This is a genomic window from Halomonas kalidii (assembly GCF_030010475.1).
Lineage (GTDB): Bacteria > Pseudomonadota > Gammaproteobacteria > Pseudomonadales > Halomonadaceae > Halomonas > Halomonas heilongjiangensis.
The window spans coordinates 209481-230651 of record NZ_JASCQN010000032.1 but is presented as its reverse complement, the minus strand read 5'-3'; the positions used below and the strand labels follow the sequence as shown (position 1 = coordinate 230651).

Genomic DNA, 21171 nt, shown 5'->3' with positions numbered 1-21171 from the left:
CGGCTTTTTGAAGATGGTGCGACATGCCGCAAGAGAACTATAGCGTCAAGCGTATTGAGCTGGTCGCTTACTCGAGACCTCACGCCGAAAGGCTGACCTCGATGGTCGATGAAAGGTTGGCCAGGCGTGAGGTGAATTACTACCTGAAAGTGACCATCGGCGCCCATGACCGTGAGTTCACCGGCGCCGTGGAAGGGCTGGTCGGTCAGCGTCCAGGCAAGCCCATGACCAGTCGTTACTGGGAGTACCTCGAGACGGTTGCGTCACGGCTGATGGGAAGCCAGCTCGATGCCGAGGCCCTGGCCAATGGACAGCTGGGGCCTCAGGTGAAGGCCTGGGTGGAGCCCACGGCAGAGCTGATCGACGACGCCAGGGCGCTCGATCTGCGCCAGTGGGCCAAGGTTCAGCGTGCGGTCTCCAGCATCCACAAGGCACTCAAGCACCTCTTCACCGACTTCGCCCGGCGGATGACGGACGCTACCTGTGGAGCACCACCTGCGGCCCTGGAAGACGAGGCGCTGGTCGAGGCGCTGTTCACCCGTGCCGAACAGGTGCTTTACCTTCCCGAGGGCGAGCCACCGACCTACACCTATCAGCCACGGTTGCAGGGCGTGCTCCAGGAGCCTTCTCCGCCACTGCACCCCAATGCCTTCGATGACACCCCCCTGATGCTGCCGCTTGGCACCATGGATGCCAAGAGCCACTTGATGGAGCGCGAGTGTCTTCGCCAGGGCTTCAATGTGTTGCGCACCGGCAAGGGCGTCTTCACTGCCGACAAGGGGGGACAGCGCTTCTACTTCAAGCTCAGCCGTTCCCCCCTGGTGTCGGTGGATGCCATCGCCCTGTGTACCCACAAGGAGGCGACCCGCGAGTTTCTGGCGCCGCTGGGATTCCCGGTACCCCGCGGTCGGATGTTTCCCTCGGGGGGATATGACAATGCCACCCGCTATGCCAACCTGATCGGCTATCCGGTGGTGGTGAAGCCGGCCACTGGGGTGCGCGGCATCGGGGTGGTGCCGAATATTCGCAGCGATGAGGAGCTGCGCAGCGCCTTTCACGTGCTGGAAACCAGCAAGCTGGGGCACGATGACTTCATCGTCGAGAAGCACATCTTCGGCGAGGATTACCGGATCATGGTGATCGGCGGCAAGGTGCGCGCCGCCACGTTGCGGGCACCGGCCTCGGTGACCGGCGATGGCAAGCATACCGTTGCCGAGCTGATCCTGATCAAGAATCGCTATCGGCAGAGGATCCCCCACCTCAAGTCCCGGCCCATCGTCTATACGGAGTCGACCCAGTATCAGCTCGACAAGGTCGGGTATACGCTGCACTCCGTGCCGCCGCTCGGCGAGCGCGTCAATCTCTCCGGTTCCTGCAATCTCTCCCAGGGGGGGGATAGCGTCAATGTGCATCACGAGATGCATCCCAGCATCATCAAGCTGGCGGAAGACGCGGTGAAGGCCGTGCCAGGCCTGGATTACTGCGGCATCGATTTCCTGATCGAGGACCATCGCAAGCCAGTGGGAGAGACCGACATCGGTATCTGCGAGTTGAACGCACATGCTGCCATCGGTACGGCCTGTTACCCGATGTTCGGTGACGCCGTGAATGTTCCACGCCAGGCCATCGAGGAGATCCTGCATAACCATGACATGCCGCTGACACCGCTGGATGATGACCAGATCACGGTGAAGGTACGGGTCCGTGGCAAGGTAACGGGGGTGGGGTTCCGTAAATGGGTGGCCCGTCACGCCCGGAAAGGGGGGCTGAACGGGTATGTGAAGAATCGCGACAAGCGTACGGTGGAGGCGGTGTTGCAGGGTTCCCTGGTCGCCATTTCCTCACTGACCACCGCCTGCATTCGCGGTCCTTCAGAAGCGCTGCCGACCTCGGTCAGGGTCGTGCACGTCAACGAGTCGCCGCACGATGGCTTCACCCTCATACGCTAAAGGCGAGTCCCCCCATGGATGTCAGAATCGATAGCTTCGGTGCCTTGCTGGATAGCCTGCCCAGCATCGCCAAGGAAGGGTTGCTGATTCATGCTCAGCGCCTGCCTGCCAGTGCCCGCACCCTGCTGCTACCCCGGCAGCTGGCATATTACTATGATCACCCCGCCAGCGATGGCGAACCGGTTCAGCAACCCGCCGGCTTCGTGTGTGGCGTCAATGGCCGCAACCTGCTGCCGGCGGTGAATTTCTGCCAGGACATCCGCGCCTGGCGTGCGCGCCTCGAGCGCCATGGAATCAAGGTGGTCAGCGCTGCTTCCTTCTCGGGGCGCTCACAGCGCGACCACCAGCGTTATGCCAAGAAGCTCGGTTATCCGGTGGTCCTGAAGCCGGTGATCCGTAATACCCTCTACGAAGAGTACATCAAGGATATCAAGAGCGAAGACGAGCTGGAGTTCCTGTTTCGCAAGTCGCGAGAGCTGAAGAAGAACAAGGCCAGTGATCTCGCGGCTTCCCCCTATGCAATGACGCGCCTCTCGGAAGACCACGTGGATGAGCACGGCCGACGCTACCTGCCGCTCAGTGTCCGTTACATGCTGGAAAAGCAGCTCGAGGGGCGACAGCTGCGGCTGATCATGGCCGAAGGCCAGGTAGTGGCGGCTGTCCACAAGTATCCGCAGGACCAGGTCTGGCAGATAGTCGAGACGTTGCATGAGAGCTATCGCGTCCTGGGAGAGAAGGTGGCCGGTGTCATGCAGGGCATGGCGTACCTGCGTATCGACCTGATCGTCGATGATCCGTCCACCGAGGCACAGGACGGCAATCATGCGGTCATCGCTCTCTCGGAGCACCTCAAGTGCTACAAGCTCTATTACGACCACCCCGCACTGACCCAGCAGCTACTGGAGCGGGTCGCCGGAGGCGCGCCGGGCCGCTCGCTGGATGCCCCGATGCGATTCGCAGCGGTACTCGCCGGCATCAGCCATGGACAGCGGCTGGAGAGCGAATTGATGCGAACCGGGCGAGCCATGGGCCTCGAGCTGACCCTCGAAGAGTTGGATGAAGTGACAGGACGCGTGCGCTTCCAGGCCGTTGGCCCGGCCTGGGCTGGCTGCGCCTTGACATGGGTCTACGCCAATGGGCTGGGCATCGAGGAGGTGCCGACCAGCGTGGATATCCAGATGGATGGATAAGAACGAGGGCGCCAGGATGACAGTGCACAATGAAATCTTCGACTATGATGGGATAAAGGAGTTTCTGAGTGGAGAACTGAACAAGTTCTCGAGCCCCATCCATCTAAGAATACAAGATAAAAAGATAAAGAACCTGAACTCCTTCATGATCGCTGAAGAGTTTCAGCGGCGTGGTCATTTCGTCGTATGGGAGAAGAAATCTCAAATCGAGGTAATCGGGTTTCAGCCGAAACTCATGTTCTCCTTTTCTCATCTGAAGGGATTCTCTCGCCTGGCAATAAGGTTGCTGAGAGATAAAGGTGTCTTCAAGAAAGCCTTGAGGAAGGCAGGAATCAGCGTTGCTCCTGACATCGCACTGTCCAAGGACGAGAAGGAAAGGGGCAGGCGATTCATTGCCGAGAGTGAAGTGGCCTGTGTCATCAAACCGGCATGTGGGCACAAGGGGAAAGGAGTTACTGTTGGTGTAAATACCGAGGCTCAATTCGATTATGCCTGGGAGCAGGCGCTCGAGAACAACCGAAATAATAGTAATATCCTCATAGAAAAACAGTTTACGGGAGGGGTGGAGGCTCGTTTCCTTGTGGTGGGTGGGAAATGCGTCAGTGCCTGTCGACGAATTCCGCCAATCGTCGTTGGTGATGGGGAGAGAACCGTCGATGAGTTGATCAAGGAGAAGAATAAAGAGAAGAGAAGAAGCCCGGGCCTGATCATACGCCAGATCAAGCTCGATGAGCATCGGCTCGAGCTGATCAAGGCCCAGGGGTTCTCCCTGAATGACGTGCCAAAGCTTGGCACCTATCTGCTCATCGATTACAAGGCCGGTGCCAGTACCGGAGCCGATACCCTGGAGATCAGCGACTTGGTTCACCCCCGCTATTGCGAGATTGCCGAGCAAGTCTCTCGGGTAGCCAAGGATATTCCTGTTCTTGGCGTGGATATTATTTCGAGGAATTTTTCTGAAGCACCAGTGAGGGACAGCTATATCGTCCTGGAGGCCAATGTCGCGCCAGGATTGAGTGGCCATTGTTATCCCAGCTATGGTGAGAAAAAAGATATTATCACACCTATAGTCGATTATGCCCTGTCGCTTGCCAAGCCGGTCAAGGTAACTAATACCCCTATATGCGGTATGGTCGAGAAGCCATTGGGGCAAGAGACTTCTGCTCGCTTTTCCCGAAGCTGTCAGGAGCTGTTGCAGGGCGGTAGAGTGATGCAAGGCGAGCAGATGACCAGCGAGCTTGACCATGCAGGGTTAACTACATTGGCGACACGAATCTACGAGCATAACAGGCAGGGAGAGTCATTGGTGTTCTTTGAAAAGCCTCCATCGATGGTCAAGCCACTCACCATTACCTTTTGCGGTGACACGAGTCTTGGGTATTATTATCTTGAAAAATCCAAGAGAAAATATTCCGAGGCCCACGAGCGCTTGAAGAATGATCCCATGTCGTTCTTCGATGGCGTCAAGCCTGCTCTCGAGGGAAGCGATGAAATCATCGTCAACCTGGAAACCGTGCTGAGTCATGAGCCAGGCGAGCCTATTGAGGGTAAGGAGTATCCTGGCTGTGATGATCCGGATGTCACGCTTCAGGTACTCAAGGAGCTGGGGGTGACAGCCGTCACTCTAGCCAACAACCATGCCATGGATTTCGGGCCTGATAAGCTGCTGGCCATGATAGATAAACTGGAGAGTCATGGCATCTCGGTCATCGGTGCCGGCCGGAATCTCGAGGAAGCCCGCAAGCCCTATCGTATACACGTGCAGACAGAAGATGGGGTGAGGAATATCTATATATTCAATGGGATGCGTTCTTCCAAACGCTATGTTGGATATGGTTTCTTTGCGGAGAAAGACAAGCCGGGCATTGCCAGTACTAATCTCAAAGCCATGTCACGTGAGATTCAGAAGGTCAAGGCAATAGATTCGGACAGCATGGTCATAGTTTGTCCACACTGGCAAGGCATCGACTATCAAGATACGGGCGAGAAACATCAAGAGTGGTGTCGGGCTATTATCGATGCAGGTGCGGATCATGTGGTGGCGCATGGCTCACATAAAGCCGATGCCATAGAGACGTATAAAGGCGGGCGAATCTTTTACTCGATCGGAAATTTTGTTTTCAATTCTCCTGGAAGATACAAGGCCAAGCAAGCTGATCCATATAGCCTTGTTGTGAACCTTACTGTCGATAAAATGTTCCGGCCAAACCTCAGTGCCGAAAGAATATGCACCGACAACAAGCGGTCTGGATTTAATTCCTTTATAGTTGACGAAAAAGTTGACACTACTAAGGAGTCAGAGGGCGTCGAGCTATATAGTGGGATGGACTACTCTCTACAGAAAATTCGCAATGGCAATGCTCTTGTCATTGTCGATGGTAACTGGAGTAAAGGTAGGAGGGTTCATTCTGGTCAATACGGAAAGGATGATCATGAAATCACGGAGAGAGCAAAAAGAAGCAATGTCCGGGAGATCATTTCCAGCCGTGAGTTTGATGGTGAGGGGATGCCCGTTAAATATGTGGACAACACGTTAAAATATTTTCTAAATGCGGGCAGTTCATCAAGGGAAAAGTTCAAAGGAAAGGTTATAGCAGTCACCGGGTCTGCTGGAAAAAGCAGTACGGTATTAATGCTGTCACATGTGCTGAGATCAATGGGCTTCTCAGTACTTAGTACTGGTGATAATCATAATACCATATATGGAATTTCTGCACTTCTGTCTAACCTGAACGATAATTATGATTTTTGTGTTGTGGAAGCAGCATTGAGTGGGTTCTATAGGTATGAGAATCACGTTGGAAAAATTATTTCTCCAGATGTTTCCATCATCACATCCATAGATGTCAGCCAACCAGAGCTCATAGATTCTTCAGAGAAAACGGCATATTATAAATCGAAAATATATGAGTGCCTGAATGAAGGAGGTGGGGCGGTTTATTGTAGCAACACAAAGCACTCTCAGTATTTGGCTTTCATGGCAAATGCCTTTGGCACCAAACCGGTTTCTTATGGCGATGGTGATTCTAATGTTTCGCTAAAAGATTTCGATGTAGGGGCTGATGGAAGCGGGAAAGTTCTATGTTCTATTGATGGTGAGGCCATTGAGTATACAATGCCTACTCCAAGCCGTGCGATGGCATATAACTCATTGGCTGTCTTGTCGGCATGCAAGGTTCTTGGCTTGAACCTGGTTGAAGCAGCTTCGAAACTGGCAACGTCGCCAAAAGAAAAGAGGGTTCTTGATTTCTATTCCGGTACCTTGTTTGGCAAGCATGTGGAATTCATTGATGACACAAAGAATGCAACTATAAACTCTGTGAAAGAAGTCCTTGAGGTTTTCTCGGCCAAGAAGGCGGTCGGAAAAAAGATCTTTATTATTGGGAAGCTTGTTCATCTGGGCGAGCATGAGCGAGATGTTTATGCTGGTATAGGGGCTCTACTTGAACAATACAAGCCTGACCTGGTGATAGGGCTTGACGATGAAGTCAAACCGGCGGTGACAGGGCTGGACGATCTAGTGTTTCGTGGAGTATTCCGTGATACAGATGAATTGATGGGTGAGCTTTCTGCACTAGTGGAGGATGGGGATTTAGTAGCAATAAAGGGGTCGTCTCGTGGTACTGGTATTCGTAGGATTGCTGACAGAATCATATCTGAGATGAAATAAACGATCTATCATTGTGCCTTACTATCTAAAGGAACGTTTTGGTGATTCATACTAGCCGCCTGAAGAAGTCAGATCACTACGATTATAGAAGGCTTGGGAAAATAATTTCTCAGGACCCTGTCCATGCCACATTCTCCAATGTTGCAGCACAGCTGGGGGTGTCATGCCTGAAACTTTCCAAGTCCGTTTCCATCCTCTCTCAGGATAATGAATTCGTTATTTACAGGCTCAATGAGCCAGGAATAAATTCTATAGTTTCGGCAAAGCTATGCCGAGACAAGAAGATTGCAAGTGACATTGTAAGAAGGGCTGGCCTGAACGCTCCAGAGTCGTACTCGTTCAGTATGAGCAGCAAGGAGTATGTCAGCAAGATTCCACCCGATTTTTTTCCATGTGTAGTGAAACCCCACTCTAGCTACGGTGGGAAAGGAATTTCTCTTGATATAGACGATTACGAAAAGCTGGCAGTTGCCTTTGATAGGGCGGCGTTGGAATCAGAGACGGTTATTATTGAAAGACAACTGACCGGAGACGATTATAGGCTGTATGTCGTTGATGGTAGTGTTGTTGCAGTGAGTCAAAGATTTGAAGCCCACGTTGTTGGCGATGGGCGGCACACGGTTCTTGAGCTGGTAAATGAAAAGAATAGAAAAAGGAGGAAGAATCCTAGGCTTAGAAAACTACTGATAAAGATTGACGATAGAGCTGTAGATATTCTCAAAGGACAAGGGTTTGCCCTGGATGATATCCCTGAGAAGGGAAAAGTCGTGAAGCTGAGAGATGTAAGAAATGTGAGCTCTGGAGGTGAAAACCTTGATGTCACGGATTTCGTTCACCCATTATTCTGTGATATAGCCGCGAAAATAAACTCTCTTTTCCCCGGGCTTTATTCGAGTGGTATTGACCTGATTGCCGAAGACATAAAAAGATCCCCCGAGGACCAAGACTGGGGGTTTATTGAGATTAATGTCAATGGCTCTATCGTGCACCACAACCTGGGAAACTACGATTCTTCCAGGAATGTCGCCAAGTCTGCGATATCCGGACTTTTTTATCCATCCTACATGAATGACAAGAAAAGTGTAGTATTGGATTTCAAATATGACAAGGCTGACCAGGCCGAGATAGAGGAGTTGTTGAGGAGAGAAGCCGCGCTGCGAGAAGTGGCCGGAGAGGTTGACTTTTCAGACGGGGAGTTCAAGGTCAGTCTTTCTGGAAGAAAGAAGGCTGTTGATGATATAACAACCACTTTGCAATGGTTCCTGAAGAAAGATGTTGAATTGCCATTTTTAAACAATGGAACCAAGTCGCTGGGTGGAAGCAGAGGATTCTATTCGTATAGCGGTACATGTGTTGCTCAGCCGGTTTCTTATGGAGAGAGGCGCTCTCTGTTTAGTCGATCAGGTTCATTGCATCAGCAGTTGATTGTAGATGCTGCTTTGGCTAGAGGACTTCGTGTTTCTCGGGATAGCTCTAGGTTTATCAGGGTTGAAGGTGGAGAGGAGACCGTATGGTTCTATAACTCGATGCCGGAGATGACAACATACGGGGATCGCTACATCTCTAACAGCAAGCATTTGACAAAAGTCTTCCTGTCATCATTGGGGGTTAATGTCCCGCAGGGAGAGATATTCGGAAAGGAAAAAGTCGAAGATGCGTGGAGATTTGCCAGGAAGATAGGGCTTCCTGTTGTAGTAAAACGCTCGGGAGGGAAGGGTGTAACGGCTAATATCAAGGATGAGGATGGCTTCAGGTCTGCTTGGCATCATGATGTCAGCAATGTTGTTGAACGCCATGTTGATGGTGGCGACTACAGGTTGTTTGTTGTCAATGGTAGAATAGTCTGTGCGGCCAAGCGAGTTCCTGCATATGTCATTGGAGATGGCACTATCTCTATCAAGGAACTGGTGAGGCAAAAGAATAGAAAGAGGAGGAGTAACCCTTATTTAGGGGCAAAGGCGTTTGTGATTACCAGGAAGATGGAAATGAGCCTCAAATCACAAGGGCTAACTCCTGATGCAGTATTGGATGAAGGAAGAGAAATTCAGTTGGCAAGTGTCGCGAATATTGCAGGCGGTGGGGAGAGTCATGACATAACAGAAAACGTCCACCCTTCCTGGAATGATATTGTCAAGAATGTACAAGGAGCGTTTTCCGGCTGTATTCACTTTGGGGTGGATTTATTGGTTAAGGATATATCCTTGCCACCCGAGGGTCAGGTGTGGGCAATCAGTGAAGTCAACACCAATCCGGATATTGCAATGCACCACTTCCCAGCTTCTGGTGAGCCAAGGGATGCTGCCGGGGTACTTATTGATCATATCATGCAGCGATGCCTGATGCCCTCTGTGAAGCGTAGAAAGAGGGTTGTATTTGCCAAGGCCTCTGGAGATGTCCAAGGGGTTGGGTATAGGAAATATTTGGCCAAGATTGCATCGCGATATAATGTAAGCGGTGGAATTGTCAACCTGGATGATGGCTCTGTTTACTTTGAATTCAGAGGGCATGGAAATGCCATTGACTACCTATTGAGCTGTGCGCGGATAGGAACACGAAGATCTAACGTGGATAATGTTGAGTTACTGGAAAATAGCGTTGGTGTGAATGAGTTTGATATAAGCTTCTGACAACCTTCTATGGAGAGGAGGGGGTGATGGATTTTCGTTCCAACGTCATGGCTGTTTCATTGGGATGTCACTCTGTAGAAACATTCTTGATATATGTTTACATGCCCGATATGCCACAGTCTAAGATATAAGGTGGTCATATCCGGTTTATGCTGTTATTTATCAATTCTCGGGAGTGATCCATGGACGATTTTGTCAGCTGGCCGCAACCCTTTTCACCTGCTGCGGTGAAAGATGCCTTTGGTAAACCCTTATGTGGCTACTGTATATCTCTGGAAGCCTGGAGGAGAGGGCTGAGTGTCAAGGTGAAACACGCTGGGTATAATAAATACACGATATCCAGCAAGGAGAGAACACTGACCTTCAACAAGTCGCTCTTGGTGAAGGATAGAAACCGCATACGAAACTTATCCAAGAATAAGCATAAGGTTAAAAAGCTTCTGTCGGAAAATGGCGTCAATGTTCCTCGCGGTGAAGTGTTCGGTTCTGACTCCAGCCTGGATGATGCACTTTCATATGCTAGAAACATTGGATATCCCGTTGTTGTAAAGCCATTGGTTGGTAGTCTTGGAGATGGGGTTTTTACGAATATCCTCACGGATGAGGATTTCGTGGCTCATTATAAGTATCTAAGGGATGAAGAGAATGAGCCTTACATAATAGTTGAAAAACACTTTTCCGGTAATGACTACAGGGTGTTCGTCATTGGCAGCGAGGCAGTGGCTATTGTCAAAAGAATACCTGCCAATGTCAAGGGGGATGGCAAGAGTACGATAGATCAACTCATCAAGAAGAAAAATGCGTTTAAAAAGCTTAATCCCTTCCTTTCCAAAGGGCTGATCAAGAAAGACAGAGAGGTGCTTGATTTCATAAGGAGGTCTGATTACAGGCTTGATAGCGTCCTTCCCGAGGGGGAAGTGCTATTTCTCAGGGGAAAGGCAAATGCATCGGCAGGCGGCGATACTGTTGACTTTACTGATCAAATTCCTCTGAAAGTGAAAAATGCAGCGGTTCAGGCTGTGCAAGCCATAGATGGACTCGAACATTGTGGAGTCGATGTTCTATTTGATGAGGAAAGTGAGGAGTATTGTGTTCTTGAGCTTAATACAAGAGCTCAGGTAGGGGTCAATATGTACCCCGTTGTGGGAAAAGGTAGAAACGTTCCTAAACTTCTCGTGGACCACTATTTTCCAGAGTCGAAGGGGAATGCTTTCAATTTCTCCACTCGGATAGCCTTCAATAATAAAAAAGTGATCGGTGCATTAAGAGGGGGGGTTATAAATGAGGTGTCGCTGGCCCCGTTTCCTAAGCTTAGCAGCATTCTTCGGAGAAAATTTGTCTGCTCGTATGCCAAGGCTTCTCCTGATGCTGTGCCCGACATGATTGCGAAATTGGCTGGTCGCTATGGCATTTTAGGGTTTGTGAGCGCTCCTTCCGAAGGCAAGGTCGAGGTGGTTGCAGTTGGGACAAGGGAAAAGGTAAGAAATTTCAAGAATAAAATCGCGTCTCAGCCGGGGCTCTCCATAGACACAGAAACGAGATGGCGTCGCACAGTGAAAAACTGCTTCGAATGCCGATGAGGTATCAAGAGGAGGGTGAATGGCACTCGATCGCTTGCTGAGAATACTTCTTCGCCAGCTCATGAGGCCCATCATCAGAAAGCTGCCGATGCCAGTCGTGATTGGCCTGGTGGCAGCGGTGCTGGTGCTTATGTTCGCTTTTCGATGAGTCCCCTGTGAAACAACTTCTGCCCCGTGCTGCGACCACCAGGGCCGCAGCCAGCCATGACGTGCCCGTTGCCTTGGCGGCCTTTCCGAGCTTCACCTCCTTCCTGGCCGAGCCGGATGGTCTCTCCTGGACACGTGCCGCACATCCTGCTCGCAAGGGGACGGCACCGCAGCCGCCATCCTTCCGCGTTGGCATGGATGCCCTGGTGCGTCGCTATCAGCGAGAGGCGTCGTTACCGGGCGTGCGGCCATTCAATCGGCTCGCCAATGATCGTGGATGGGTCGGGCGGCGCATGAGCGAGCTCGGCGTCGCCACGGCGCGTATCCTGCGTGACGATTTTCCGCTGCAGAATCTGCGCGAGGCCCTGGAGGGCATCGAGGAGTGCGTGATCAAGCCCAGGCAGGCGCACAGCTCCCGCGGCGTGATGTCGTTGCGTCGCCTGGGCGAGGTGACCTTCACCTGCCTGCAGCAGCGCTGCGAGCTCAGCCTGGTCGAGATTCTCGATTACCTCTATCGCGACATGCGCGAGCACCAGTTTCCCAACCACTGGCAGCTCGAAGAGCTGCTGCTTCCGCCTTCCGGGCTGCTGCGCCCGGTGGACGACTTCAAGTTCTATGCCTTTCGGGGCCGCGTGGGCCTGACCCTTCAGGTATCCCGGGCGACCCAGGGCACCCACTACCGGTGGTACGACCGTGACTGGCTGCCGGTGCAAACGGGCAAGTACGCAGAGGCACTCGATCCCGCGCTGCTTCCCCCTCGTGCCCCGGACGCCATGCTGGCACTGGCCGAGCGGGTGTCGGCGGCCTTGCCGACGCCGTTCTGTCGCATCGACCTCTACGAGGCCCGTCAGGGTCTGGTGCTGGGGGAGCTGACGCCGGAACCGGGAACCTACCATGCCTTCGGCGAGCAGGCCGATCTCTATCTGGGCGCCATGTTCGAGATGGCGCAACATCTCTAATCCCTTGCCGCAGGTAAGTGGCCAATGAATCTATGGACGAATGTTCGAGAGACCCTGATCAGCACCGCGGCGGAGTCTCACGATACTATCTTTGCGGCGATGAGGACCCGGGCGCTGGGGCCCTTGCTGATCGCCAGGGAAGCCGAGCGCGATGGCGCGAGGATCGAGTGGCTATCGCGCTATATGTTCGTTGCGCGTGTGGAAGACGTCGATATCCTGTTCCACGACAGCCGCTCGCTGGATACCACGGTGGCAGCGACCTTTTCGGGCCGCAAGGACCTGACGCGTGTGCTGCTGCAGCGGTCGGGTATTCCCGTCGCCCCGGGTGGCGTGGCCAAGAGCCTGGCCAAGGTCTCGGCCATGCAGAAGCGCTTGAATGCCCCCCTGGTCATCAAGCCGAAGACCGGTACCAAGGGGTACGGCATCTCGGTGGGCGTACAGACGCCCACCGAGCTCAAGCGGGCGTTCCGCCGAGCCAACAAGGCGAGTGCCGGGGTCCTTGTCGAGCGCCAGATGTCGGGGGTCGAGTACCGCGTGCTGGTGGTCGGTGGAGAAGTGGTGGGTGCCCTGGGCAAGGATGCGGCCCATGTGGTGGGCGATGGGCATTCCACCATCGCCGAGCTCATCGAGGCAAAGAATGCCCTGCGCGCCAGGAACCCCCATCTCTCCACACGCTTGATCAAGGTGCGCAGGCATATCCGCACCAACCTCGAGCGGCAGCAGCTCGGCGTCGAAAGCGTGCTGCCGGAAGGCCGGAAGGTCTATCTCCGCCAGGAAGCCAATTTCTCTGCGGGCGGGGAGACGCTGGATGTCACCGACGCACTGCCCGCATCCGTCAAGGCGCTAACGGTGGCGGCGGTGGCGGCCATTCCCGGTCTGGAGCTGGCGGGCGTTGACATCATGCTCGACCGCGAGGCGCCCGATGAGCGCCAGGCGGCCTGTGTGCTGGAGATCAATACCAATCCCGGTATCGGTGGCCATCACTTCCCTGCCGTCGGACAGCCGCGCAACGTGGCCCGTGCCATCTGGCGGCATACTCGCGCCATGATGACGGCGCGCCAGGCCTGGCGCGAAGGACGTCGCCCCCGATGACTCTCGTGCCGAGCGGTGGGGTGATGCGCTGGATAGGGCGGCTGGGCCACTTCCTTTCCCTGTGGCCCAACCGGGGAGAGCGGGGCCAGCTTGCGCTGATTCGCCGACATGGCATGTTCCAGCCTGACTTCTATCGAGCGCAATTGCCGGCCTGGCGACGTCCGCTGGCCTGGCGGCCGGCGCTGCACTTCCTGCGCCATGGCTGGCGGCAGGGCTATGCACCGGATCCTCGCTTCGCTCCCCAGTGGTATCTGCAGCGCTATGCCGACGTGCGTCAGGCCAATGCCAACCCGTTGGTGCATTTCCTGCGCCATGGCGTCCACGAAGGGCGCCGCCCGTCTCCCCATGGGGTACTGAGCGATCTGCCCTTCCTGCGCGCCTCGGCGATCTGGTATCACCAGCAGCTCTGGCATGGGCATGCCCAGGTCGCCTTGCCGCGGTTGCAGGCCCTGGCCAGGAAGGGCGATGGGGCGGCGCACTGGTATCTCGCAGGCTGGCACTATGGCCATGGCCGTTATCGCGAGGCACTGGCGCACCTGGAACTTGAACGTCCCCTGGCGGCCTGCCCCTTCGCCCCCTATGTGGCCCAGGCGCGGGTGAAGTGCCGGCTGAAGCTGCGGCAGGATGCCGAGGCATTGGCCGAGCTGACGGCCGGCAGGCTGGGCGACGAGCCCTCGGTCCGCGCCCTGGTCGAGGCGAGCCTCGTGGTGCGGCCTGCCGAGCAGCGGTTGATCGCGCTGAATCGATTGTTTGAGCGTCACAAGCTGGCACCCGTGCGCCTCCGGCGAGGGGCGAGAGTCGGCCTGTCCGGACTGGAAACGCGACGGGTCACTGCCACGCCACGCCGCCAGATGCCGCTGGTCTCGGTGGTGGTGCCCGCCTTCGAGGCCGAGGAGACCCTGGAGGTGGCGCTGGATAGCCTGCTGGCGCAGAGCTGGCCCCACCTCGAGATACTGGTGGTCGATGACGCCAGCAACGATGGCACGGCCGAGCTGGTCGCCCGGCGCGCCGAGTGCGAGCCGCGGCTGAAGCTGCTGCGACACGAACGCAACCTCGGCGCCTACGCGGCGCGCAATACCGGCATGCGTGCCGCGCGTGGCGCCTACGTCACGGTGCACGACAGCGACGACTGGTCGCATCCCCAGAAGATCGAGCAACAGGTCACCGCGCTGCTGACGCACCCCGACGCCAGGGGCGCGCTATCTTTCTGGGTCCGGGCCGACCCGCAGCTGCGTTTCGTCGGCCCCTGGCACCTGTGTGGTGACTGGCTGGAGGTCAATCCCTCGTCGCTGATGGTGCCCCGCAAGGTGCTCGATGAGCTTGGCCTGTGGGATCCGGTGCGCGTCGCGGCCGACAACGAGTTCGTCGAGCGGTTGACGCGCCGCTATGGCGAGCCGGCGCTGTTGAGGGTCTGTCCACAGGTGCCGCTGGCATTCTCGCTGGTTCAGCCCGACTCCCTGACCCAGCGTTCGGCCACGCACGTGCGCACGGTGAACAATGGCTTGCGCCACCTTTACCATCAGGCGGCGCGTTGGTGGCATGGACGCCAGGTGGTGCCGGTTCTGGATGCCCGACACCATCGCCGGGCCTTTCCGGCGCCTCTGGGGAGCCTGCCACTGGCCCCCAGAGAGTTCGACCTCGCGGTGCTGGCCGACCTCTCGGCGCGCAATCCCGAGCTGAAGGCAGTGCTCGAGTGCGTGTTACAGCTGCGTCAGGCGGGGCTGGCCGTGGCGCTCTGCCCCTGGTCGCGGCCGGATGACTTCGCCTCACGGCGGGTGGCCGATGAGGTCTGGGAGCTGTGTCACGAGGAGGAGCTGGCCGTTGCCCATGCCGGGATCACCCTGACCGCCGGGCAGTTGCTGGTTCAGGCGCCGGGGACGCCGGAGAGCTGGCCGGACAGCGTGCCGCGGTTGCGCGTCGAGGAGGGGATACGCTGGCTGAACCGGGAGCCCTTGCCGGAACGGCTGGCCGTGCCCTTGAGGGCCTACCTGGCCCAGGGGGGCAGAGAGGTCGAGAGGCCCTGTGATGGGGGTGATTGAGCCGTGGCGCCGGCATGGCTGGCGCCACCCCTGGCTGCTTCTGGCGGCGCGGCGTCTGCTGGATCGCGCCTGGTACCTGGCGCGCTATCCCGATGTGGCCGAGTCGGGGATGGATCCGCTGCAGCACTTCCTCGACTTCGGCCTGAGGGAGGGCCGTGAGCCGTCGCCGCACCTCAGCCTCAGCGGCTATGGCTGGCACCATGGTCGCGGACGCTGGCAGGTCGGCGAGGCGCTGCTCCATTACTGGGCATGGGGACGCCGGCGCGGCCTCGAGCCCCTGCCCCTGGTCGCCGGCCGGGGCGGTGGCGAGGGAAGCCCGCGGCTGGTCGTGTGTGCCCATGACCTGGGCCCGCGGCTGTTCGGCGCCGAGCGCAGCCTGCTGGACGTGGTACGGGGACTGGAGTCCCTGGGGGCCGAGGTGGTGGTGGCCGTGCCCAATGCCAGCCACCCGGACTACCTGGCCGAGCTGCTGGCCCATTGCCGTGCCGTCAAGGTACTGCCCTACGCCTGGTGGCATGCCCATCGGCCGGCCTGGCCCGACAGCGTCGAGGCCTTCCGGCGGCTGCTCGCCGAGTGCCGGGCCGAGGGGGTCTATCTCAATACCCTGACCCTGGAGACGCCGGCACTGGCCGCCCGGGCCCTGGGCCTTCCGGTGATCACCCATGTGCGCGAGCTGCCCGCCCATGATCCGGCGCTCTGCCGGACCCTGGGGGCCGATCCGGCGTCGGTGGTGGCACGAGTGGTGGCGATGTCCGACCTGATCGTGGCCAACTCCCGCTGCACGGCCAGGGCGTTCGAGGGCCAGGGGACGGCCGTGAAGGTGGTCCCCAATACCCTGGCCATGGAGGCGTGGACGGCGCTGACGCCGCCCGGGCCGGAGGATGGCCGCCCCCTGCGCGTCGGCATGCTCGGTAGCCTGGTGGCCAAGAAGGGACTTGCGGACTTCGCGGCCCTGGCCGCGGCGCTGGCGTCGCGGGGCATCGAGGCCGAGTGTCGGTTGTACGGGGCCCCCACCCCGGAGCTGGAGACGCTGCTGGCCGCGGATCGGTCCCACCGGCTGGTTCATCGAGGCTATGTCGAGGATCCGCGCGAGGCCCTGGCCGAGCTGGACGTGGTGGTGAACCTGTCGCGTTTCCAGGAATCCTTCGGGCGCACCGTGCTCGAGGCCATGGCGGCGGCTCGGCCGGTGGTGGCCTATGCCTGGGGGGCGCTACCGGAGCTGGTGGCCGAGGGGCGCACGGGGGGGCTGGTCCCCTTCGGCGACCCCGAGGCGGCCGCGGCGAGCATCGCCGAGCTGGCCGGCCATCGCGAGCGGTTGGCCACCATGGGTGCGGCCGGCCGCGAACGGGCCCTGACACACTACGGACAGGCGGCATACCTCGATGCGCTCGGGCGGGCCATCGAGACGCTGTTTCCAGTGACGAGAACGAAGCGATTATCGACGTGAACAACGGATTACCGAAGCTGGGCGTGGCGGCCATCGTCAAGAACGAACTGCCCGACCTGCGGGAGTGGATCGCCTTCCACCTGGCGGTGGGGGTATCGCACTTCCTGATTGCCGACAACGGGAGCAACGACGGGACGCGCGAGTATCTCGCACTGCTCGAGTCCCTGGGGCTGGTGACCCTGCTCGAGGTGCCCACGGTGGGTGACGAGAAGCCGCAGTTGGGCGCCTATCGGGCGTTGCTGGCGCGCTGTCCCGAGGCGCTGGACCTGCTCGCCTTCATCGATGCCGATGAATACCTGCTGCCGCTGGAGGGCGTTGCAGGGCCACCCTCCCTGTTGCCGTGGCTGGCGCGGATCTTCGCCGACGCATCGGTCGGTGCGCTGGCCCTCAACTGGGCCTGCTTCGGCTCGTCGGGAGCGCGCTTCCGTGAGGAGGGGCTGGTCATCGAGCGCTTCGTGCAGCGGGCGCCGCGCCGCTTCCGCACCAACCGCCACTACAAGAGCATCGTCCGGCCCGAGCGCGTGACGGCAATACTCAATCCTCACCATGTCGCGCTGGACCATGGCCACTACGTGAACGCCAGGGGACAGCGGCTCGAGCCGCTGGAAGAGCGCCCGGGCCTCAGTCGCAAGGTGGTGTGGGGCGGTGCTCGGGTCAACCACTACCTGATCAAGTCGGTGGAGGAGTTCCTGCTCGGCAAGTCGCTGCGTGGGAGTGCGGCGACGCCGGACTACCACAAGGGACGCGACTATTTCGAGCGCTTCGACCGCAACGACAAGACCTGTCGCCTGGCCGAGCGGCTGGCGCCCGAGGTGCATCGCCAGTTGCTGGCGCTGCCGGCGGAGCGCCAGGGGGCCCAGCGTGAGTCCCGCGGGCATCGGCGCGGGGCGCTGCGTCGGCTCGTGCGGTGGCTCCCCGCGGGCGAACGTGCGCGTGTCGCCGCGGTGCTTCCCGAGCCCATCGCCGAATGGACCCTGGAGTCGCCGACCGCCAGGCGCACGGTACGTACGCCACGCGGCCTGCTGCTCCAGGGCCGAATCAGCCTGGCCGAGGGGATCGACGCCAGGCGGGCGTCGCTGCGGGTGAGCTGGGAGGAGGAGAGCGACCTGGTCTATCCCCTGGCCTTCGACCGCCGCCAGGATGGCCGCTATGCCGCGCACTTCCGTGTCGAGGTGCCGCGTCCGGCGGGCGGCCTGGTGCTCCACCTGGTACTCGATGACCGGGTGCTGGAGCTCGAGCGCCTGTGCATCGATGCCGAGGCGGCGACGGTCGGGGAGGGCGGCGTGCTGGTCGGCCGGGAGGGATGGCTGTTCCTGGATCGCGATACCAATGCCAGCGTGCATCAGCACTGTGGCCACCTGCGCTTGAATGCACTGGGGCGGCAGCGCTGGGCGGCCTATGGAGAGGGGCTCCAGGGCCTCGCGGCGTCGCTCGGGGCGGCCTGCGCCCTGCTGGCGGCGCCCAGCAAGGAGCAGGTGATGGACCAGTACCACCCGTTGCCGGCGGCCGGGGAGGGGCCGGTGGACCAGGTGGCGGCGATCCTGCCGACCGCCCTGCTGGTCCACCCACTGGCGCCGCTTCGGGCCCTGGGGGATGCGGCCTATTACGTGACGGATACGCACTGGACGCATCGTGGTGCGCTGGCCGCGACCCTGGCGCTGCTGGAGGCCCTGGGGCACGACCGCCTGCCGGCCGAGCGACTGTTCGCCGCCGACGAGTATGCGCCCTTCCGGGTCAAGGGCGACCTGGGCGGCAAGCTGCCGTCGCCACGAACGGCACCGGCGCAGCGCCAGGTCTCCTTCTCCCATGAACCCTACAAGTGCTACGACAATGGCTTGCCCAACATGGGGCGGATGATCGTCTGGCAGAATCCCGAGGCGCTGTATGGGCGGCAGCACTGCCTGCTGTTCGGCGCCTCGTCGAGCCTCTCGATGTTCCAGTATCTGGTGCGGCTGTTCGGGCGCCTGACCTTCGTGCACTCGGCCGGGAGCATCGACACCTCGCTGGCCCGGTCGCTGGCACCCGATGTCCTGCTCGCCCAGACCAACGCCCGCTTCATGACCCGCGCCCCGAGCCTGACGTTCTCCCTGGCCGATGCCATTGCCCGCAAGGCGCAGGAACTACGCGGTAGCGAGGCGCCGGTAACGCCCGGTCGGCGGGCCACGGTGGCGCCGTCGGAACTGGTGCGACTGGGGCTCGTGACCTGGGACAGGGCCTTGCCGGCAGGGTGGTTCGAACCATGACGCACGAACCCGCTATCACGGTGTCGCTGGGCATCGACGTCAAACTGCCGCTCACCCCCGGCCATGGGGTGCACTGGCTGGCCGAGGAGGGGGCCTGGGACGTCCGCTCGGAGGAGGCCGAATTCCAGACCACCCGGGGGCTGCCGCTGCCCGGCTGGTACATGATCGAACTCACGGCCGAGCGCTCGGTGACCACGGTGGCCTCGGGGTTGCTCCTCGAGGCCGGCAAGCGCAGCGTCCGCATCGACATGCCGCTGCGGGTCGGCAAGGTCACCAAGCGGCTGGTGTACGTGCCGCTCGGGGTCAGGCGGATCCGCTTTCGGCCGATGAATGCCGAGGGGCGCTTCCGGCTGCGGCACTTCCGGCTGGTGTGGGTGACCCCCGCCTTCGCCCGCGATCGGCTCGTGCGGCGGCTGATCAATGCCCACGCCGCCTATCGTGACCGGACCCCGCGCCAGGTCGTGCAACGGCTGCGGGAGGCGGCGTGCCGCCAAGCGCTGAGCTGGCGGCAGGTAGCGCTGCGCGAGTACGAGACCACCTTCGTCAGCCTCTGTTCGCGGCGCAACTACCGGCACTGGGTCGAGACCCTGGAGCGCCGCCCCGATGCCCTGGCGGTTCGCGACGGTCTGGCAAGCCTGTTGCCCCCCTCGGTGCGGGTGGTATTGCCGATGGGGGCGACGAACTCGCCGTCGGCCTTGCAGGCCACCCTGGCGAGCCTGCGCGGCCAGGCGGTGACGACCTGGCGAGCGGTGGCCGTGGTCGCGGATCCCACCCGGCAGGCCGCGCTGGCCGACGAGCTGGCGCGGGAGCCCGGGCTGAGCGTGGCAAGGCAGGCGTGTCCGGCGCCGGATGAGTGGGTGCTGTGCATGTCGCCGGGGGATCGCCTGGCCGACCAGGCACTGCATTCCCTGGCCGCGGCGCTCGAGGCGAATCCGCGGGCCCAACTGGTATATGGCGACGAAGACCGTATCGATGCCGAGGGGAGGCGCCAGGCGCCCCGCTTCAAGCCGGCCTGGAATCCCGATCTGCTGCTTTCCCAGGCCTACCTGGGCCGGGCGGTCTTCTTCCGGGGCGATGCCTGGCAGGCGTTGGCGGCGGGGCGCGAGCCTCCCGGGGGGCGTGCGCCCGAGCCCTGGGTGCATGAGCTGGCCCTGGGGTTCCTGGCCAGGTGGGGCGGGCAGGCGGCCACCCGCTGTGCCCATGTCGGCAGGATCCTCTATCACGCGGTGGACGCCCTGCCCGGTGTGCCCGCCGCACACTGGCCGACGCTGGTGGGGCACCATCTGCAGGAACGGGGGCTGATGGCCGAGGTGGGCCCGGGCCTGCTGACGGGGAGCGTGCGGGTGCGCTGGCCGTTGCCCGAACCGGCGCCCCTGGTGAGCCTGCTGGTACCGACCCGCGACGGGGTGGAGATCCTTCGCCCCTGCGTCGATGCGATCCTCGAGCGCACGGCGTACCGGCACTTCGAGCTGCTGATTCTCGACAACCAGAGCCGGTGCCCCGAGACCCTGGCCTACATGGCGGCGGTGTCGCGTCGCGACCCGCGGGTACGGGTGTTGCGCTGGGATCACCCCTTCAACTATTCGGCCATCAACAACTTCGGCGCGTCCCAGGCACGGGGCAGCGTCATCGGGTTGATCAACAACGACGTGGAGCCCATCGACGGGGCCTGGCTGGACGAGCTGGTCAGCCAGGCGTGCCGGCCGGACATCGGCTGCGTGGGCGCCAAGCTCTACTACCCCGATGGCACCATCCAGCATGCCGGGGTGATCCTCGGCCTGGGCGGCGTGGCCGGGCATGCGCATCGCTTCTTCCAGCGGCATGAGGAGGGCTATGGGGGGCGCCTGAAGCTGGTGCAGAACCTCTCGGCGGTGACGGCCGCCTGCCTGCTGCTGCGCAGGGAGGTCTTCGACGCGGTGGGAGGGCTCAACGAGTCCGATCTGGCCGTGGCCTACAACGATGTGGATCTCTGTCTGAAGGTCCGCCAAGCCGGGTACCGTAACCTCTGGACCCCCCATGCCGAACTCTACCATCACGAATCGGTGTCCCGCGGCGCGGACGATACACCGAAGAAGCGGGCCAGGGCGCTGCGGGAGGCCGACTACATGCGTCGTACCTGGGGCAAGTTGCTGGATACGGATCCCGCCTACAACCCGAACCTGACGCTCATCCACGAAGACTTCTCGCTGCGCTAGGCGTCCGGCCGCCGGCCGAAGCCTGGCAGGCAT

General features: G+C 59.6%; 12 protein-coding genes. All 12 read left to right on the top strand.

The window, feature by feature from the left end; translation table 11 throughout:
- Positions 1 to 23: 23 nt before the first annotated feature.
- The 12 genes from QLQ85_RS09460 to QLQ85_RS09405 all read left to right on the top strand — a co-directional run bounded on the left by QLQ85_RS09460 (position 24) and on the right by QLQ85_RS09405 (position 21138).
- Positions 24 to 1949, top strand: a complete 1926-nt coding sequence (locus tag QLQ85_RS09460) for an acylphosphatase (protein WP_282738771.1) — start codon at positions 24 to 26, stop codon at positions 1947 to 1949.
- 14 nt (positions 1950 to 1963) lie between these two features.
- Positions 1964 to 3139, top strand: a complete 1176-nt coding sequence (locus tag QLQ85_RS09455) for an ATP-grasp domain-containing protein (protein ID WP_282738770.1) — start codon at positions 1964 to 1966, stop codon at positions 3137 to 3139.
- Positions 3132 to 6809 (top strand): CapA family protein, encoded by a 3678-nt coding sequence (locus QLQ85_RS09450; RefSeq protein WP_282738769.1) that lies wholly within the window; start codon positions 3132 to 3134, stop codon positions 6807 to 6809. Before QLQ85_RS09455 ends, QLQ85_RS09450 begins: the two co-directional genes overlap by 8 nt.
- A 41-nt stretch (positions 6810 to 6850) precedes the next feature.
- Positions 6851 to 9436, top strand: coding sequence for an acylphosphatase (locus tag QLQ85_RS09445; protein ID WP_282738768.1), 2586 nt, complete (start codon positions 6851 to 6853; stop codon positions 9434 to 9436).
- 182 nt (positions 9437 to 9618) lie between these two features.
- Positions 9619 to 11016 carry an ATP-binding protein gene (locus tag QLQ85_RS09440; protein ID WP_282738767.1) on the top strand — a complete coding sequence of 466 codons (1398 nt, stop codon included), beginning with the start codon at positions 9619 to 9621 and terminating at the stop codon, positions 11014 to 11016.
- 19 nt (positions 11017 to 11035) lie between these two features.
- Positions 11036 to 11164, top strand: a complete 129-nt coding sequence (locus QLQ85_RS09435; RefSeq protein WP_282738766.1) for a hypothetical protein — start codon at positions 11036 to 11038, stop codon at positions 11162 to 11164.
- Positions 11165 to 11171: 7 nt separating this feature from the next.
- Positions 11172 to 12122, top strand: coding sequence for an ATP-grasp fold amidoligase family protein (locus QLQ85_RS09430; protein WP_282738765.1), 951 nt, complete (start codon positions 11172 to 11174; stop codon positions 12120 to 12122).
- Positions 12123 to 12221: 99 nt separating this feature from the next.
- Positions 12222 to 13214: an ATP-binding protein gene (locus tag QLQ85_RS09425; protein WP_282738764.1), complete on the top strand. Its 993-nt coding sequence runs from the start codon at positions 12222 to 12224 to the stop codon at positions 13212 to 13214.
- Complete coding sequence (locus tag QLQ85_RS09420; RefSeq protein ID WP_282738763.1) at positions 13211 to 15253, top strand: glycosyltransferase family 2 protein; 2043 nt, start codon at positions 13211 to 13213, stop codon at positions 15251 to 15253. Before QLQ85_RS09425 ends, QLQ85_RS09420 begins: the two co-directional genes overlap by 4 nt.
- Positions 15240 to 16700 carry a glycosyltransferase family 4 protein gene (locus QLQ85_RS09415; protein WP_282738762.1) on the top strand — a complete coding sequence of 487 codons (1461 nt, stop codon included), beginning with the start codon at positions 15240 to 15242 and terminating at the stop codon, positions 16698 to 16700. The genes QLQ85_RS09420 and QLQ85_RS09415 overlap by 14 nt, the downstream gene beginning before the upstream one ends.
- Entirely contained in the window at positions 16697 to 18943 is a 2247-nt protein-coding gene (locus QLQ85_RS09410; RefSeq protein ID WP_282738761.1) for a glycosyltransferase family 2 protein, read from the top strand. The genes QLQ85_RS09415 and QLQ85_RS09410 overlap by 4 nt, the downstream gene beginning before the upstream one ends.
- The gene (locus QLQ85_RS09405; RefSeq protein WP_282738760.1) at positions 18940 to 21138 is read left to right on the top strand and encodes a glycosyltransferase family 2 protein; all 2199 of its coding nucleotides are present in this window, start codon (positions 18940 to 18942) and stop codon (positions 21136 to 21138) included. Before QLQ85_RS09410 ends, QLQ85_RS09405 begins: the two co-directional genes overlap by 4 nt.
- Positions 21139 to 21171: the final 33 nt, after the last annotated feature.